The organism is Wolbachia endosymbiont (group A) of Hylaeus communis (genome assembly GCF_947251915.1).
Taxonomy (GTDB): Bacteria; Pseudomonadota; Alphaproteobacteria; order Rickettsiales; family Anaplasmataceae; genus Wolbachia; species Wolbachia pipientis.
On sequence record NZ_OX366396.1, the window covers coordinates 1,065,875 to 1,083,601 of the forward strand.

General features: G+C 35.6%; 10 protein-coding genes. 5 read left to right on the top strand and 5 right to left on the bottom strand.

From position 1 onward, the window contains the following. The first annotated feature begins 5 nt into the window (after nt 1-5). Together OPR52_RS05320 and pheT are read left to right on the top strand one after the other, a co-directional pair. Nucleotides 6-404 (top strand): hypothetical protein, encoded by a 399-nt coding sequence (locus tag OPR52_RS05320; protein WP_264723415.1) that lies wholly within the window; start codon nt 6-8, stop codon nt 402-404. 120 nt (nt 405-524) lie between these two features. Continuing rightward, entirely contained in the window at nt 525-2,864 is a 2,340-nt protein-coding gene (gene pheT, locus OPR52_RS05325; RefSeq protein ID WP_264339382.1) for a phenylalanine--tRNA ligase subunit beta, read from the top strand. On the opposite strand, the gene OPR52_RS05330 is transcribed toward pheT, so the two are convergent. Then, entirely contained in the window at nt 2,855-5,575 is a 2,721-nt protein-coding gene (locus OPR52_RS05330; RefSeq protein WP_265037946.1) for a hypothetical protein, read from the bottom strand. The genes pheT and OPR52_RS05330 overlap by 10 nt on opposite strands. Nucleotides 5,576-5,643: 68 nt before the next feature. Then, nucleotides 5,644-8,979, bottom strand: a complete 3,336-nt coding sequence (locus OPR52_RS05335; protein WP_265037949.1) for an isoleucine--tRNA ligase — start codon at nt 8,977-8,979, stop codon at nt 5,644-5,646. Nucleotides 8,980-9,155: 176 nt separating this feature from the next. Between OPR52_RS05335 and OPR52_RS05340 the strand changes: the two genes are divergently transcribed. Further along, the gene (locus OPR52_RS05340) at nt 9,156-10,622 is read left to right on the top strand and encodes a peptide MFS transporter (protein ID WP_007548626.1); all 1,467 of its coding nucleotides are present in this window, start codon (nt 9,156-9,158) and stop codon (nt 10,620-10,622) included. A gap of 139 nt (nt 10,623-10,761) precedes the next feature. On the opposite strand, the gene miaB is transcribed toward OPR52_RS05340, so the two are convergent. Continuing rightward, nucleotides 10,762-12,081 (bottom strand): tRNA (N6-isopentenyl adenosine(37)-C2)-methylthiotransferase MiaB, encoded by a 1,320-nt coding sequence (gene miaB / locus OPR52_RS05345; RefSeq protein ID WP_265037950.1) that lies wholly within the window; start codon nt 12,079-12,081, stop codon nt 10,762-10,764. Between the two features lie 917 nt (nt 12,082-12,998). On the opposite strand from miaB, the gene OPR52_RS05350 reads away from it, so the two are divergent. Together OPR52_RS05350 and OPR52_RS05355 are read left to right on the top strand one after the other, a co-directional pair. After that, a complete protein-coding gene (locus tag OPR52_RS05350) occupies nt 12,999-14,342 on the top strand; it encodes an alanine:cation symporter family protein (RefSeq protein WP_265037952.1) in 1,344 nt (447 codons plus the stop codon). A gap of 366 nt (nt 14,343-14,708) precedes the next feature. Beyond that, nucleotides 14,709-16,832, top strand: a complete 2,124-nt coding sequence (locus OPR52_RS05355) for a hypothetical protein (RefSeq protein WP_265037954.1) — start codon at nt 14,709-14,711, stop codon at nt 16,830-16,832. On the opposite strand, the gene OPR52_RS05360 is transcribed toward OPR52_RS05355, so the two are convergent. Both OPR52_RS05360 and infA read right to left on the bottom strand, forming a co-directional pair. Next, entirely contained in the window at nt 16,824-17,420 is a 597-nt protein-coding gene (locus OPR52_RS05360; RefSeq protein ID WP_265037956.1) for a Maf family nucleotide pyrophosphatase, read from the bottom strand. The two genes, OPR52_RS05355 and OPR52_RS05360, sit on opposite strands and share 9 nt — an antisense overlap. Next, nucleotides 17,398-17,661, bottom strand: a complete 264-nt coding sequence (gene infA, locus OPR52_RS05365) for a translation initiation factor IF-1 (protein ID WP_007550159.1) — start codon at nt 17,659-17,661, stop codon at nt 17,398-17,400. Before infA ends, OPR52_RS05360 begins: the two co-directional genes overlap by 23 nt. Nucleotides 17,662-17,727: the final 66 nt, after the last annotated feature.

Below are 17,727 nucleotides of genomic sequence, written 5' to 3' on the forward strand. Positions count from 1 at the left end.
CGACTGTGAAAACTAATATTGATGAGCCGTGTGCGGGAAATCTGCAAGCACGGTTCTTTAGGGGGAGTTGTAGTAATAAAACTCAAACGAGAGGAGTAAAGCTACAGCTTCTACCGAACAACGAAATAGATTTTATTAACGCTAATCATCCTTTAAATTTAGAGCAGGAATTTGGTAACGGATACATCAAATTGACAGATGGTTCCTTTAACGAATATACTGGCCATTATCAAATAGGAAGCGAAATACTAGATGAAAGCCATAATATGATAGGAGACTTAACTATAGATGGCTACATTCATAGCTTCCATGCAGATACCCACAATATGAATCTTAAATCCTTTACGGAGATAGATTTAAAAGGTGATATAAAGAAGATAAATTCTCTTTACAAGAAGATATAAAGTTACAAAAACTTCTGCATCATTGCTTGTGATACAGAAGTCACTTTTCATTCCACTACAATAAGCTTTAAAATCACTACATTTTACATTACAATAACTTTTTCACTTCTTTTTAGGTCCATGAAATTCACATTATCTTGGTTATTAGAACACTTAGAAACCAATGCTAGTTTAGAAGAAATTACCGATAAATTAACTCACATAGGGTTAGAAGTAGAAGATGTGATCGATAATTCCAGATTGACTGGGTTTATTGTTGCAGAGGTATTAGAAGTCGTACCTCATCCAAATGCTGATAAATTAAAATTATGTAAAGTAAATGATGGAAGTAAAATTCTACAAATAGTCTGTGGAGCAAACAATGTTAGAGAAGGTATGAAAACTGTACTTGCATCTCTTGGTAGCACGTTGCCAGAAAGTGATCTCACAATTAAGTCCACAAAAATACGAGGAATGCTAAGTGAAGGGATGCTCTGCTCTGCTTCTGAACTTGCGCTGGTTCAAGAGGAAAGTGAAGGAATAATCGAGCTTTCCGATGATTATAAAGTAGGGGATAAATTTTTCAATTGTGACCCTGTAATTGATATAAATGTTACTCCAAACCGTGGAGATTGCTTAGGCATTTATGGAATAGCTCGCGACCTTGCTGCAACTGGAATTGGGACATTAAAGACTTTAAGCATTCCACAACTTACCAGCTCCATAAATTCACCAATCGATGTTGAAGTTACTGACGGGGAAAGTTTTATTAGTGGAATATACATCGCCAATGTAAAAAATCAAGAAAGCCCAAAATGGTTAAAAGATAGGCTGGAATCGATAGGAATGCGCTCCATTTCTGCAATAGTTGATATCACGAACTATATTATGATATCTTTCAGCCGCCCAATGCACGCGTATGATGCAAAAAAAATAGAAGGAGAGCTCACAGTACGCAAAGCAAACGACGGAGAAAAATTTGCTGGTTTGAACGGTAAAGAATACTTATTAAACAAAGACATAAGCGTTATTGCAGGTGATAAAAATATTCATGGAATTGCTGGAATTATAGGTGGTAAGTGCAGTGAATGTACTCTTGAAACTACTGATATCTTTTTAGAGTCTGCTTGGTTCGATCCCATCTCTATTACTAAATCTTCAAGGCAGCTCGGCATCTCCACAGACGCTAGTTACAGATTTGCACGTTCAGTTGATCCTGGATTTACTTTTGATGGACTCAACCTTGCAGCTAAAATGATTCTGGACTTATGTGGTGGAGAAACCTCAAGCGTAGTGTCTGCTGGCAGTTTAGATAGTGCTGACACCAAGGTGAGCTTTGATTATCAGGATGTGAACAAGTTTGGAAGTGTGTCTGTATCGCCTGATGAGGTGCTTGATATCTTAACGAAACTAGGGTTTAGTATTGATAAAAAAACCGAAGGCAATTGGAATGTACAAGTACCAAGCTGGAGACCGGACGTGACAATACCGGCTGACCTAATCGAAGAAGTAACAAGGATATACGGCTATGACAAAATAAAAGAAGAACCACTACCAAATAATGTTGAAGAAGTAGATAGTACATACGACAATTTGCGTATTTTGATGACAAACAGAGGGTTTCATGAAGTGCTAACCTGGTCGTTTATGAGTGAATCAACAGCTGAAAAATTTGGTTACTCGAATAAGTTATTTATCATCGATAATCCGTTTAACAATAGCTTTAATATAATGAGACCAAGTATTATGCCAAATTTATTGCAAGTTACTGCTGATAATATTGCCCATGGAATATCTGATCTTGCAATCTTCGAAATCGGGCCGATTTACGATGGTGAAGCTCAGTCTAAGTATGTTTTAAGTGGAATTAGGTCAGGAAATAATTTACCGCGAAACCATTATAATACTGATAGGAAAGTAGATGTTTTTGACGCAAAGGCTGATTGCATAGCAGCTTTGGAGTTTTTTAACGTTAATTGTGATAATTTAACGATAGAGAAAGCAGAAAAAGAACATTACCACCCAGGAAAGTCAGGCACTCTCTCTTTTAAGAATAAAGTAGCAGGTTATTTTGGAGAGTTGCATCCTAATATATTAGATCTTTTTGATATCAAGCAAAAAGTTGTAGGTTTTGAGGTAATACTAGAAAATATTGAAAATTTACCTGTAAGTAGAAAGAAATTTATCGATTATAAATACCAAAGTGTAAAACGTGATTTTGCATTTATAGTAAATAAGGATGTGGAAGTAGGTAACATAATCAATGTGATAAAAAAAAGCTCAGAGCTCATCACAGAAGTTTTGATATTCGATGTATACCATGGAAATAATATAGAACCGAATAAGATGTCTATAGCGTTGTCAGTTACTTTTTGCTCTCCAATCCACACTTTAACTGAAAAAGAGATCCAAAAAGAATCAAGTGCTATAGTTAATTTAGTATGTGAAAATACCGGAGGAACTTTGAGAACTTATCGTTGAGTCACAATCATAGTTTCCTGCCGTTGCTGTGTCACACTTACTTCATCCAATTTATTTCCAATATTGAATTCAATATCCCTGAAAAATCTATCCCACATTCCATGCAAATGCTCTTCTATTTTAGGCCACACATCATTTTTAAATGTTACCCCATCATCAGAAAATAAATTACCTAAAAAGGCTCCAATACCTTCATAATTTGACTGAAAACATTGAAGAAATGTCTCTCCTTCTTTATAAGTATTATGTGCCACATTTAACGCTTTTCTCTCTGTAGTCTCTTTATAAGCATTTGATGCTCCAATCTTTATTGCACCAAACATAACTTTACTCCAGTTCTTAACTTTCTGTATACAACCTTCACTATTTCCTGGTATATTATTTATTATATTTTTTGTCAAATTGTCTATCAAAGGAGACAATAAATTTTGACTAAAATGTTTGATATTATCTTTTGTTTTAATTACAGGATATTTGATGCGTTTTTCTGCTAAACAGTACTCCAGTTCTGCTCTTTCTAATAACTTCTTGATTTCTTTTTCATCAAAAGTTTCAAGCTTGAATACCTTCAGTAAATCATCTTCTATTACTGCAAATTTTATTTTTTCACGAGACGTTAGTTCTTCTTTATAATCATTTTTTGTTTCTTCATTTATCAATAATTCTTTTTTGCCTAATTCTAACTGTTTTAATGCTTTCAGAATTTCTTCATTCCTTTTTAAGAGCACTTCTATTGATCTTGTACCCGGATGCCCTTTTTCCCTGTTATTTTGTTCAGCTTGTAAACGCTTATTTTGATCTTTGAGTGTTTGTTCTAATGTAGATTTTTCTAAATGTCCTTCATCTTGCACGCGAAAAGCTTCAATTATTTCTGCTAGACCTGATTCACCATATTTTCTTAATTTCTTGCATAAACGTAAAACACCCTTTTTTTGTTCTCGAAGTAACCTTTGCACTTTATATTTTTTTATTTCTAAATACATCTTTTCTATAAAGTCATTTATTTTAGCTGAAGCTTCCTTATCCGATGGAACCTTTACTTTTTTTTCTAAATCTTCAAGCTGCTTCCTTAGGCTTTGCTTCTCCTTATCCGGTATATCTGATTGACTTAACTTACCTTGAACTTTTTTCATTACTGATTTTATCAGCCTGCGCTCAATCTCTTGATCATCATATTCGAATTTAAAAAGGTCTTCTAACCCCCTTTTTAAGGTGTCATTTGTTAAGCTACTGTTTTCATGTATTTCTTTTAATTTCTTATATATATCGTTACACCTTGTTTGACCTATTCCTCTTAAACGTTCAATTTCTTCTTTCGCATTACCTAAGGCTTTCTCTGTTGCTTGGAGATGCTTATTTTTATAAATATCAATTACTGTCCTTTTAACTATTTCGCCTTCCTTTATAAGCTTTTTCCATTCCGCCTCATGTACAGAAAATTCATCATCTTTTGAGTCTTCTACTTCCATTCCTGCGTTTTTCAAATCTTCTATTATAATCTCTTTTCTACTTGGTAATTCCTTACCTTGGCTCTCTAATTCCTGTCTCACTAAAGAATTTTTTATCTCATCTTCCAGCGAAAAATCTTCTCCCCGTCTATCTCGCTGAAACTTAATTGCTTGTATAAAGGCAACTTGATAAGCACTTTGTATTAAGTGACTTGTCAAATTAGGACCTATACTATCTACCACTTTCGACTTGAATTCGTTCAATAATTCCTTCAATTTATCATATGTAATCTCTTTCTTTTCTAGCTTTATCAGTTCTTCCATAGTCTTCGCAAATTCCTGAATAGAAGTTGCAAGCACATCCTTGATTTCATTGCGTAAGGGCTTAAGACCATTTTCTAAATTGATGTTAGTTGACAATTTCAGTACGATGCTATGCTCTGAATCCCGCGTCACATCAAACCACTTGTTATTTTCATTTTCATACAAATCTCTAAGCAATCGTTTAAATTGCGGTGGAAATTCTATTTCCATATCCCACGCAATATTTGGTCCAGTAACTTCCTTTTCATGAAAAGACACCTCAATATTTTGATGCTTATTAGAATACCGCCCCATACTTATTTTAAGAGCAGTAACTAAAGAGTGAGATAAATCTCTATTTAAAAGATAAAAAGTAGCCAAAGCAATTGTTGCAGGAACAACTAAGGCTACAAGTACAGCCATATTAACAAAAATTGCTATTGCAGCAAGAACACCATATGCCAATCTTTTTGGCACGCCAGTTTCACTCTTTTTTGTCTTATCTTCCCCTACACTGTCTTGTGTCTTGCTGTTTGCTTGAAATCTACTGCATACGACTAATCCCAGTGCAGTAAAAGCAATATAAGGAAGCATTAAAACTGACAGAGCTAAATTTAATATTTTCTTTTCTGGGCAAGTTCTATTTATTTCCTTAAATATTTCGCTTGATATATTATACCAGGAAGTAAAAAAATCAGAGTTATAATCTTTATAATGAAATATACTGAGTGGAACGTTAAAATTAGCTAACGGCTCTTGTTCTTCCACAGCATCAAAAAATTCTTCTTCCTCTTCTGAAGTAGCAAGACCTAAATTATTCCCTTCTTCTACATTAGAAACAGCTTCCATAGCATCAAAAAACTCTTCTTCCTCCTCCAAAGTAACAACAGATTCTGCTTTACCTAAACCACCACTATTGTTAACAACTTCTTCATAATCATCTGCAACAGCTTTATTCATATTATAACCTTATCCAATTACCTTAAGTATAGCATAAATACTGACAATCTTGCAACTTTATTAAAAATTTAACGCTCAATACTAACACTTAAATCCTGATATTCCTTAGAATAGAAGTTAGTGCCAATTTCTGTATTAATGTCCAAAGATAAGGCAAGGGTCTGCTCTTTTATATATTCACTCCACGTATTTATTGCTTCCTTAATTTTCTCATCTTCTGTTTTGATTGTTACTCTAATTCTATCTGATATATGAAAATCAGCTTGTTTTCTAGTTTCTTGAATGAGCCTCACAATATCTCTCGCGAGCCCTTCTAGAATTAATTCATCATTTAGTTCAGTATTTAGAATGACAATCCCTTTATTGTTATCAAATACAGAGGAATATTCACTGTTTGCTTTTAACAATAGTTCATATTCGCCTTTTTCTATAATATAGTTCTCTGATTCGTCTCCTAGAAATATCTGCTCATTCTCAACTTGCTTCCATTTTCCCTCCTTGACATATTGAACTAGCTTCTTGATTTTGTCTGGAATTCTTTTCCCAAGCAGTGGGAAATTTAGCTTTAACTCTAGTGATGCAATATCTTCAAGTCTGTTTACTAACTTCAGTTTTTTTACATTTACCTCATCTTTTATCATCTCCTGGTACTCATTTGAATCTGCAGCACACTGGATCCCAGTGTCAGCTACTTGGATAACAGGAGAGAACTCTGGGATGACAGAAAGCGGTTCACCTTCAAGAAAACTACAGGAAGACTGATGATAAATGATCATACTGCCAAGCGGCTGTCTGATACGTATATTAAAAGTGTTTCTGATCGAAAGTGCAGAGTTGCACACCTCTCTCACTAGATCCATCTTGGCAATGAGCTGACTATCAAACTTCTCTAATTGTGGAAAATTAGCCAAATGAACAGATGTTTCTTCATACTTAAGCCCTTGCCATATATTCTCTGTTATAAGTGGCAACAAAGGAGCTGCAGCTCTTAGTATGTAATAAAAAACCGTATATAGAACATTATAAGCATCAGTTTTATCCTGATCCAAATCACTTTTCCAAAAACGCTCGCGACTGCGACGAATATACCAATTATTTAGCACTTCAAAAAAGTTCATTAAAATTTTGCAAGCCTCTTGGGAGTTATAGCTGTTCATAGAAGCTTGGATACTTTCTATAGCTTCAAAACATTTGGAAATCATGTAGCGATCAATAGTACTTTGATAATCCTTACAAACTTCAGCTTTAATTCCATCTGCATTTGCATACATAGTAAAAAAGTGATAACTGTTCCAAATAGGTTTTATTACGTTTTTCAGAACATCTCGTATTGAGTTTCCTTCTTTATCGAGTAGCAAATTACCACCACAAACAATAGATCCAGAAAGCATAAGAAAACGCAGTGCATCAGAACCGTATCTATCAAAAACCTCCATTGGATCTGCATAGTTATTCAAACGTTTGGACAATTTTTGCCCTTTTACATCCAAAACAACACCGTGGCATATGCAGTTCTTAAATGGTTCCCTATCAAACAAAGCAGTGGACAATACAAAGAGCGTATAAAACCACCCCCTGGTTTGCGCTATGTATTCAGTGATAAAATCCGCAGATTCAAACCACTCCTTATTTTCAAACGGATAGTGGATTTGCGCAAATGGCATCGAGCCAGATTCAAACCAGCAGTCAAACACGTCAGGTACACGGCGCATAACTGATTTTCCTGTTGGATCATCAGGATTTGGTCTTGTTAAAGTATCGATAAATGGTCCGTGCAAATCGTCTATTTTAACATTAAAATCTCTCTCCAGTTCTTCTATTGAACCATATACATCTACTCTTGGATATCTCGCATCGTCTGATTTCCATACAGGGATTGGCGTACCCCAGAATCGATTGCGTGAAATTGACCAGTCGTGTGCCCCTTCAAGCCATTTTCCAAATTGACCATCTCTAATGTGGTTTGGTATCCAATTAACTCTCTTATTTAGCTCTACCATTCTGCTTTTGAATTTTGTAACAGCAACATACCAAGAAGGCATAGTGCGATAGATCAAAGGAGTGTCAGTTCTCCAGCAGTGTGGATAATTGTGAATATATTGTTCAGTTTTAAACCAATTCCCTTGCTCTTTTAATTTTTTTATTACTGTATCATTGGTATCAAAAACATGAACCCCTGCCAAATCTGAAATTTCAGCAGTAAATTTTCCACTGTTATCAATTGGACAAATAACTGGAATATCATGGCTTTGGCAAAGGTAAAAATCTTCCTCACCAAATCCAGGAGCAGTATGCACAACGCCAGTACCGTCTTCTTCCGTCACATAATCAGCAATAAAAACGCGAAATGCATTTTTTGTGTCTTTAAAATAGTCAAACAGTGGTTTGTAAGAAAGACCTGCAAGATCATTCGCTTTAAGTTTTATATTGCAGTTTTCATATGGAATATTGTTTTGTTCAGAGTGGCTGATAAATTTCTCTAAGTAGCTTTCAGCAAAAATGTATATTTCACCATTCATTGAACTTCCTTCACTACTCCCTGTCATCCCAGTGCCCAGACACTGGGATCCAGAAATAGATTCCAGCGTCACGCGCTGGAATGACATCAAAGGGTGGACTGACACTGCACAATACTTAATATCTTTTCCTATTGCTAAAGCCAAGTTGCTCGGCAACGTCCAAGGAGTTGTAGTCCAAGCAAGTAATTTACACTTTCGTTTAACACTTTTAAATTGCTGTGGGTTTTCTAAAAGCTCAAATGCAACAGTTACAGCTTTGCTAACTTTTTCTCTATACGCGTTATCAAGCCTTGTTTCGAAATTAGATAATGGAGTTTCGCATGCCCAGCTATATGGTACAACGCGCACTGATTCATACACCAGACCCTTATCATAAAGCTGCTTGAATGCCCACATGACCGACTCCATGAATGATTTATCCATAGTCTTATAGTCATTGTGAAAGTCTACCCACCTTGCTTGCCTATTTACATACTTCTCCCACTCTGATGAAAATTTCATCACAGAAGTACGGCAATGATCGTTAAATTTATCTATACCAAACTTCTCTATCTCAGTTCTACCAGATATTCCAAGTTCTTTTTCTGCACCCATCTCAGCCGGCAATCCATGGCAATCCCAGCCAAATCTACGTTCAACCCTTTTTTGAAGCATAGTTTGATATCTTGCAAATGCGTCTTTGATGAAACCAGTGAGTAAATGTCCATAATGCGGAAGTCCATTTGCAAACGGAGGCCCATCGTAAAAGACAAAACAATTATCCTTGGAACGTTCTTCAACTGACCGCTCAAAAACTTTGTTTTCCTGCCAAAATTTTATGATTTCCTTTTCTAACGATGAAAAATCAGGACTACTTACTGTATCAGGATAATGCTTTGACTTCATGTTCGCTATGTAAAACTAAAGAATATAGGGCTTTCTGAAAAATTACAAATTCAAAAATATTTCCGTAGCTCACACCACAACAAACTATTCTGCCGAGCTTCCAATACCTTTTTTTAAGTTTTACTTGCAGTTTTTATTGTTTTACTTAACATTAACCCAAGCTTTAGGGGTATTTTATGGATCAGAAGACAGATAAGTTTCCACAATTTTTAAAAATGTTGTGCTTTGTTGAAATGTGGGAACGTTTCTCTTACTATGGAATGAGGGCACTTTTGGTCCTATTTTTGACTTCTCACTTAGGTTTCACTGATGAGAGGGCCTTTACTATTTACTCATTATTTGCTGCAACAGGTTATGCTATACCAATACTTGGAGGTTTTTTAGCTGATAAGTTGATGGGATTCCGCAACATGGTGTTGCTTGGAGGGATAGTGATGATAGCAGGTCATGCTTGCATGTCATTGGTTAAGTTTGAACCAGGTTTATTATATTTAGGTTTATCTCTAATAGCCATAGGTACTGGTATGTTTAAAGGGAACGTAACTAACTTACTTAGTTCATGCTATGGCAAAGACGATCCTGAACGTAGCAGAGGCTTTACTTTATTTTACGTAGGTGTGAATATTGGAGCAATATTGGCTTCTATTTCATGTGGTTATGTAGCCCACTTGTTTGGCTGGCACTACGGCTTTGGTTTAGCTGGTATTGGGATGTCTATAGGGCTAATCTTTTTTCTCAAATTTCAGAATCTTTTAGGAGATAGCGGCCTTTCTCCTTATCCAGAGCTTATGAATAAGCGCATATTAGGGATTAAAATTTTTGGTATAGTATTGATAGGAAGCTTTCTGTCATCATCAATAATTGCTAAAATGCTTATACATAGTGAATTTTTTACTAATATGCTCATATTTATTGGAATAACAGCTCTGGGCATATTTATTTATATAATATCTAAATTATCAGCAGAACAAAGACGAAAATTAGTGGCATTATCTATTCTTGTGGTATTTTTCTTGTGTTTTTTTGCTTTAGAAATGCAGCTTGGCTCTTTGGTTAACTTATTCACCGAAAGAAACGTTATTAACAATGTATTAGGTATAACAATCCCAGCTTCAGTTTCTCAAGCCATAAATCCTTTGTCAATTATAATATTTGGCTTTCTTTTTGGAACATACATGAAGTTTAAGCAAAAATATGCAACTTCCATGTTTACCCTTGGCCTTCTGACAATGGCTATGTGTTTTTTCACACTGTACATAGGATGTTTAAACTCTAACATTGAAGGTAAAGTAGAATACTTATATTTAATAATTGCTATCTCCTTTATGGGACTGGGAGAATTATGTATTGCTCCATTAGTCCAAGAACAAGCAACTACACTAGCCCCCAAAAACCTTAGAGGAGTAGTGATGGGTATAGTAATGCTGTCATTAGCGTTTTCTAACCTAGCCGGAGTTGCAATATCAAAATTTATGTCAGTTCCTTCAGTAAATGGTAAAATAAATTATTTAGAATCTTTAGAAATATATAAAGAGGGTTTTTTAAAGGTGGGAATATTTAATTTAATGCTCGTTATTGTATTTTTATTCTTCTTCAATTTTATACATAAAGTTGTTACTAACTCATCTTGTACAAAAAATTGATATAGGTAAGCTCAAATTTGTAGGTTTAAGGTACCCGTTCAGCAGAGGTAGCAATTAAACTTTGTAACTTTTGAAAAAGATTATGATTGCATTTTTTCAATACTCTTTGCTTAAGATTTATATTTAACGCTGCTTAAAATCAGTGAAATGCACACCCCAGCAAACTACTCTGCCGAGCTTCCAACACTTTCACATTTACTATTTTGTCCCTGTATTTATCTTGAGAATCATCAATGCACACTGATTGCATATATGGGCTTTTACCAATAATTTGGTTTTGGTGTTTACCTTTTTTATCGCTAAATAGAACAGGTATAGTTTTACCTACCATACTCTGGTTAAACTCAAGTTGTTGCTTACTAATTAATTTCTGTAAACGAAGAAGGCGCTCTGTTTTAACCTCTTCTGGTACTTGATCTTTTCTTTCCGCTCCCGGTGTGCCTGGTCTTGGGCTGTATTTAAAACTATAAGCCTGAGCATATCTAACTTTTTCTACTAATTTCATAGTTTCTTCAAAATCTTTTTCGGTTTCTCCAGGAAAACCAACAATAAAATCAGAAGAAAATTCGATTTCAGGTTTCAATTTGCGAAATCTGTCTATTATTTCCAAATACTCCTCTGCAGTGTGTTTCCTGTTCATCGCGTGCAATATTTTATTCGAACCAGACTGCACAGGCAGGTGAACAAACGGCATGAGCTTTGGCTCTTCCGCATGTGCCAAGTAGAGAGATTCATGCATATCTCTTGGATGAGAAGTTGTATAACGAATCCTCTCTAGCTTTTCAATTTTAGCAATATGACTAATTAATTTTCCTAAATCCCACACTTCCCCTTCGCACTCCCCATGGTAAGCATTGACGTTCTGACCAAGCAAATTGATCTCATTTGCCCCATTTGCAACTAATTTCAATGCTTCACGAAATATTTCATTCACTGGCCGTGAATACTCAGCTCCACGAGTATAGGGCACTACACAAAACGTACAAAATTTATCACAACCCTCTTGTATGGCAAGAAACGCAGAAGACCCCTGGCTATTGCCATAGCATTCATCTGGCAATTTATCAAACTTTGCAACTTCAGGAAAATCAGTGTTTATTACATGACCTTTACTTCTGCTTGCTTTGACTATCAGCTCCGGTAAGGTAGCGATACTCTGCGGACCAACAACAATATCAACAAAAGGAGCCCTTCTGAACACTTCTTCTCCCTCTGCTTGCGCTACACACCCAGCCACCACTATAGTCATTTCTTTTCGTAACGAATGAATCTTCCCAAGCTCTGAGTAAAGTTTTTCTGCTGCCTTCTCTCTAATGTGACAAGTATTCAGTATCACTAAATCGGCTTTCCCTGCATCACTAACAACGTTGAACCCCAAAGGTTTAATTACATTTTCCATTAAAACGGAGTCATAAACGTTCATCTGACAGCCGTAAGTTTTAATATATAGGCCTTTCATATTTGGTATGTCTTTTTCAAAATTTCTTCACCCTACACGTAAATGTCTAACAGACCAGCGCGTGACGCTAGTGAACTTGCTAGCACAATAGATTTTGACAAAATTATACGAAAAACTGGATCCCAGTGTCAAGCACTGGGATGACAAGTTCTCGGCAACCCCTACGTCATACCATCACGGTATCTCTAGATCCCGCTAACAAGTAGCGGGATGACGGTTGTCAGGGTGTCATGAAAGTAGCTAACACTGGCTTCCATCCAAGAGGGCAGTGCCCTCTTCTTGTCATCCCAGTGCTTGACACTGGGATGGCTTTGTTGCATCGCTACTTATGAAAGGCTAACTATAGTTAGGATTATAAGTAACCTATTGAAAATCTTGTTTTTTTGCAATCAATCTGATCAAATTTAAGAATAGTAATTTATTATTTACATTAATAAATTTAATTCTATTGAAAATAGCTAAAGCATTGAAATTCTTGAATTTTAGCCGGATTAGTGAGTGGTAGTGAAATTTCTTTTACTCAAATTTAGGTATTCACTGACCGTTCTTGTTATAAATACCAGAATAATAAGCTACTGATATTCTCCACCTTTTTTATCTTTAATCCATCATAGCTAGCGATGCAATAAAGCCCACTGGGATCCAGATTGGACACTAAGTTGGTGAGTATAAAAGTAGCTAACCTTATGTTAAAACACAATATTTTTGGTGAGGGGTTGCATTAAAAGCTGGATTCCAGACTGGAATGACATCGTCTTAACATTGTACCATATTACAATGTTCGTACAGTTATGTGTCACGCTACTTGGATGACAAGAAAAGGTTTCTAGAATGACGGAAACGAAGTCATACATAGAAAATAGGTTAGGTATTTTCAATTTTTGTTGTATACTCAAATAAAAATCTCACTTTTACAGATGGATACAGTAAAGTTTGTTTTATTACTGCCAACAATATTACTCATGCTAGTTGCTGGTGTTTACCTATCGATTAAACTAAAATGGCTACAGGTATTTAGATTACCATACGCCCTTTCACTCCTTGGAGCTAAAAAAGGAGAAAATAAATTTTCTTCTATAGCCGCTCTGTTTACAATTTTAGGGGGAAATTTAGGAGTAGGAAATATTTCAGGAACTGCTGTTGCTCTAAAAACCGGAGGACCGGGCTCTATTTTATGGATGGCAATAATTATTGTTATCACTTCTGTGATAAAATATGTCACTTGTTATCTAAGTATAAAAACCAGAAAGGAAAAGAACGAACGGTTTATAGGTGGCCCTGTAGCCTACATGACTGATGCGTTTAACTCTAGGAAGGCCACAATTGTCTTTCTAGTTATCATGATGATGGTTTCAATAACAGTTGGTAACCTTGTTCAGGTAAATTCTCTATCAATACCACTTAATATGATAGATGTGCCTGTAGTTGTTGGTGGCATTGTAATGGCCATAATATTTTTTGTTGTTGCAGCTCTCAGCTTAAAAAAAATTAAAATTTTTATATCGGCTATGATACCGATAATGACGGTAAGTTACCTCACACTTTGCGGTATCATATTATTTAAATTTAGTGAAAATATTCTTCCTTCTCTAAAACTAATAACAAGCAGTTTTTTTACAACCAGTAGCTTTAACTCTGGTTTATCTCTAGGTTTGATTCTAGAAATGTTGACTATTATTCAAGTCGGAACTTTGCGAGGTATTTTTGCAACAGATATAGGGCTTGGCCTTGAAGGAATCGTACATTCTTCAATTGTTCCTAAGAAAAATAATAATAAATTTATTATTGAGCAGAGTCTAATTACGATAATATCGCCTTTTATAGTTGCGTTTATAGTGTTTATTACAACAATGGTACTGCTTGTCACAGATTCTTGGGTCACTGATTTAGAGAGCACTAACATGTGCATATTTGCTTTTAGAAAGGCAATGAATTGGCCTTATATTGACTATTTAATTATGGCCATAATGTTTTGTTTTGCTTTTACTACTATTTTTACTTGGTTTTTTTGCTCAAAACAGACAATAAGCTATGTGTCTATGGATAATAAATACACTAAAATCTGGATTGTAATTTTTACCATGATCATTCCGCTTGGTGGGATAGGTAAAGTCCGGTTGCTATGGGATGTTGCTGATATCTCGATTGCTGCTTTGTTGTTTATCAACATACTCGCTATACTCAAGCTAACCTCTCAAGATCCAGAAGTGTTTACTATGAGTAGCAGATATTTGAAGTTGCAAAAACAGAGCTATAGCTAAAGCAATTTAGGCTATGCAGCTGTTGTGATATAAGAGTGATTTCCGCCAAGAAGGATGTCATCCCAGTGCCCAGACACTGGGATCCAGGAATCTTGATTGGCACTAAGTTAGTGAGCATAAAAGTAGCTAATCTTATGTTAAAACACAACATTTTTGATGGGGTTCGTGAAAGGCTGGATTCCAGACTGGAATGACAACTTAAATCGTTTGATGTTACCATAAAATAGCTTGTGTCATCACATTAGTAACACAACCTTCCTTAATAAAAATTCAACCAATGCTTGTGATAATTATATTAGCTAGTATTAGCTAGTATTAGCTAGTATTAGCTAGAACTAAAGGCAGAGGGTTATTAGTGAGGGATATATGGGCACTAACGATACACAACAAGAACACATTTATAATGAGCGCATTCAAGAAATTTTTCCTTTATTTGATAAAATAAAAAAGGAAGACGACCCAATTTATAATGCTAGAGTTGATTTTAACACAGTAAAGTTTTTAACAAAACACGCCAACTGGAATTGGGACGAAGAAGAAAACAAAGATAAAGCATATGGAGTTATTCTTCAGAAATGCGACAAGACAAAGAAAGCTGGACAAGACCTTGAAAGTGAAGTTAAAGAAAGGTTGGAAGAGTATGTTGATGATGTTGCAGGAGTTTCAATATACGGTAATCACGCAAGTATTACGCTGGGAAATAACAAAAAAGAGTTTAAAATCAGCGAATTTTTAAACAGTGATTTTTGTGAGAAGAATGAAATCTCGGGATTTTCAACATTGCATAGTGATGGAAAGAGAGGAATGCATGGTTTTGTTGCCGAGGAAGAAGGGAAAAAAATAAGACATTATGTCGTAACTGATGGTTCATATGAAATGACTTTAAAGTGGTATGCGGAGGGGAAGGAATGTAAGATCAAAATTAAGATTGATGCTAACGGTGTAGACCTTGTTAAAGGTGATGATTTTTCTCTAGAACTGTTAGAAGTAAACAGAGATGTAAAAATAGGTGGTTTATTCTTGCATGAAATACAATTCAGGGAGAAAGGACAAGGAAAAGCGAATGAGATGCAACATAATAAAGACAGTAACGAGCTATCATCTGAAACTACAACAAGAATTGATGTTAATAGAGGTGTTAGCGTTCAAGCTACTGATATAACTCAAAAAAAAGAAGACCACCATTCACATTTTGGACTACAATCTAACAGCAGAAGGCAGTCTTACGATAGCGGAATTGGAAAAGATTTTGACGATAAAATTAATTCTCAGGAGGCTAAAGAAAAGCGTGAGCTTAGACAAGCAGCACGAGAAGCAAATTCGGGAGGTCAAGTTTATAACCTACAATCGCTTTTTGAGGAGAATCCTCAGAACAAAAAAACTCCTCCGCCACTTCCACCTAGAACTAGTTCACTACCACCTAAAAAAGGTGTTTTCGATGAGCAAGGGGGAGCCAAATCTGGAAGCCAAAAACCAGATAGAAGTGAGCAAACACCTAATAATCAGCAAAAAGGTGCAACTTCTGATTCTTCAGATAGTTCTACTTTCACCAAGTCTGTAAGCCACAATCAAGATAATAGGCAAGAAGATGAACGGTATGACAATCCTACATTTGGACATGCTGTACCTGGAAGCCAAAAACCAGATAGAAGTGAGCAAACACCTAATGATCAGCAACAACCTAAAACCCAGCAACAAGAAGGAAATAGCAAAGGCGATCTGTTACAAGACATCAGAAATTTCAAGAAAAACAACTTACGGCACATTGATGTTGATGATAGAAAAGCATCAATTGCAGGAAGTAGAAAAAATAACCCATCACCGTTAGAGACATTAAAGGACATAATTCCTTATTCATCTTCTCCAGATAACAGTGATAACCAAGATGCTAGTGATGCTAAGTGGAAAGAAAGTGAACAGCCGCTCTCTGCTACAGCACTCAATAATAAAAGTGACTCGGGCTATTCATCTCCAACTCATGACAATAATGAACAATCTCAAGTAAATCCTGAACAGTTAAAGAAGAGCTTAGAAAACATTGAACCAAAAGAAATCGGAGATACGAGTGAGTTAAAAGGAGCATTGGAAAACCCGGATAAAGGGTTAAGAGAACCGGCACAACAGGCTACTAAAGAAAATATTCCTAAAGATTCATTCTCAGAAAACATTTTAGAAAAGATAGGAGAAGGTAAACAATATGACCCTATACGTAAGTGGTTAGAAAAAACAGTGGCAGAACGAGAAAATAATGACACTAATCCAACTGTAGATAAAAATAGCGAACTATATAAATTACTAGAGAAAGATGAAGCACAACTGAAAGCTGGAGTAATAGAAGAAGAAAGAGGAGATACTTTAACAGAACACACTGATGGTTATGATCGCAATAGAATTGCATTAGCTAACAGAAATAAAAGACCACTAGATTGGGCTAAACAGGTTGCTGAGTCACAACAAAAAAAAGATACTAACAAAGGTATTTCAATATAAATTGAAGTTAAAATAATTGCTTAGCAAACAATAGGTTTCATGTAATGGTAACCCTATAACGGAAGAGTAGGAGCCGCGTAAGAACAATACGAACACTCCAGCTAGGCCTTGTATATTGCATCCCCCCGCCCTATTTTTCCACTCTTCTGATGCTAAATAATACTTAATTTCTTGTTCACTGAGACGTTTAAATTTCACTATTGTAACCACAGTCTTGATATGTTGTTTAGATTGATCGGGAGTTAATAGACATACACTGGTGTATACTCTATGCCTTCTTCCTGATAACAAGCGGATACATTTTTCTGCTTGCTCAACGTTTTCAGCTTTGAGCAATATCCTTCTACCACAAGCAACAACTGTATCAACACCAAGCACAAAGTAATTTGGATTTGAGCTTTGTATTTTCTCCGCTTTACTTTTTGCCATACGGATTGAGTAATCCTTCGGAAGTTCCTTTTTTAAAGGGGCTTCATCTATATCTGCTGGCAAAATTAAACCTGGCTCAATGTTTATTTGTTTTAGTAAAGCTATACGCCTTTCCGATGATGAAGCAAGAATAAGATTATTTAGAGATCGTTCTGTCACTTGTACCTTTAAGCCTTCTAATGATCCTACCCTTTCTCGCATTCCTATCGTAAATGCTCATCTCAACTAACACCCTATCCCCTATAATGATGCGTATTTTACTTCTTCTCACTTTCCCTGATACATGACAGATAATCTCATGTTCATTGTCCAGTTTCACTCTAAATTCTGCTGCAGGTAGTAAAGCAGTTACTGCCCCTTCCACTTCAAAAATTGTTTTCGATTTCTCGTCTTTTATCATATGTTATATTATAATTTAATAATCTTTTTTAGTCTACTATAGATTTTAAATTATTATCAACAAAAA

Bases quoted from the DNA above. Each gene is read 5' to 3' on its own strand.
- OPR52_RS05335 (WP_265037949.1), bottom strand. From the start codon at position 8,979: ATGAAGTCAAAGCATTATCCTGATACAGTAAGTAGTCCTGATTTTTCA.
- OPR52_RS05355 (WP_265037954.1), top strand. From the start codon at position 14,709: ATGGGCACTAACGATACACAACAAGAACACATTTATAATGAGCGCATT.
- miaB (WP_265037950.1), bottom strand. From the start codon at position 12,081: ATGAAAGGCCTATATATTAAAACTTACGGCTGTCAGATGAACGTTTAT.
- OPR52_RS05350 (WP_265037952.1), top strand. From the start codon at position 12,999: ATGGATACAGTAAAGTTTGTTTTATTACTGCCAACAATATTACTCATG.
- OPR52_RS05340 (WP_007548626.1), top strand. From the start codon at position 9,156: ATGGATCAGAAGACAGATAAGTTTCCACAATTTTTAAAAATGTTGTGC.
- infA (WP_007550159.1), bottom strand. From the start codon at position 17,661: ATGATAAAAGACGAGAAATCGAAAACAATTTTTGAAGTGGAAGGGGCA.
- OPR52_RS05330 (WP_265037946.1), bottom strand. From the start codon at position 5,575: ATGAATAAAGCTGTTGCAGATGATTATGAAGAAGTTGTTAACAATAGT.
- pheT (WP_264339382.1), top strand. From the start codon at position 525: ATGAAATTCACATTATCTTGGTTATTAGAACACTTAGAAACCAATGCT.